Annotated in this window: 1 pseudogene; it reads left to right on the top strand. The window is 44.9% G+C overall.

Features of this window, described 5'->3' with window-relative positions:
• Positions 1-1,169, top strand: a pseudogene (locus Q7U33_RS06995) (filamentous hemagglutinin); the annotation flags it as partial.

Here is a 1,169-nt window from a genome sequence, read left to right on the forward strand (position 1 = left end):
ATACCTAAGGGTGGTAAATTGGTGGCCAGCGCTAATGATCTGGTAATCGCAAAAAACGCTAAGGAACTTGCGACTGGTTTTGTCTTTGACCAAAAACTTTCTGATGATTTTCAATCATCCATCAGCACCGATTTACTGGCACAAGGATTCAATGATATTGATTTAACTAAAGTCAGTAAATTGGCTGTGAATGATGTTATGCATCTTAACCCTAACGGTAAGCTTGCATTAAGCCGGGATTTCGAAGGTACCAGCACGCAGATTAATGCAGATATTACCGCCCCTGGTAGTGATATTAATCTTGCTGCTAGAACCACAACTATTGCAGAGGGCGTAAAAGTAAGTGCAGCCGGCACCTTTACGAATGATAGGCCTGGCGTTGCAGGGCAACTTTCACAACCCGAAGCAGTCAATGGCGGCAGCATCAACGCTGGATTTTTAACGCTTGGTAAAAATGTCATTTTAGATACTTCAGCAGGAGCCTGGGTGGATAACAGAGGCGTGCTTAAAGAAGGAGAAGCAGGCAATATAAAATTCGGCACCTTGTCAAAGGTAGATGATAGCGTTTCATTACAAGCCTATGGCTTTAAGCAAGGCGGCACATTGTCTGTGACTTTTGGTTCCGCTGGAAACGAAAAAACACTGAATATTGCAGGCAATCCTAATGCCAGTGCAACGGATATTGATATCGCTTCCAATTTCTTTAACAAAGGCGGCTTTTCAAAAATTGCGCTATCCGCTCAAGATGTCAATATTGGTGATGTTGCAGGCGCACCGCAAGAAATTTACGCTACAGCGCAAACTTTGCGTATGAACGCTGGCTTTGCTAGTCAAGCAAGTGGGCAGCCAATGGCGTTAGTTACCGCCCCTGTCATACAGCCTGACACCACGCGTAAGCCAGTATCATTAAGCTTTAGTGCTGATAAATTAGGCGGTGTATTAACGTTGGCAGAAAACACGACTTTACGCGCCGATAGAGGCGGTAGTGTGAGTTTGGCTGCTGGCAAGCAAGTGAATGTGCTGGGCGACATTACTACACCTAGCGGCACTATCAATATCAGTATTAACGATAAAGATGGAAGCCTTGCATTTGACCCAACGCAGGCAGTGTTTATTGGAGAAAAATCGACTTTAAGTGCGATTGGCAGCAGCATCACCTTGCCAGATTC

This window comes from Methylotenera sp., from assembly GCF_030653755.1.
Lineage (GTDB): Bacteria > Pseudomonadota > Gammaproteobacteria > Burkholderiales > Methylophilaceae > Methylotenera.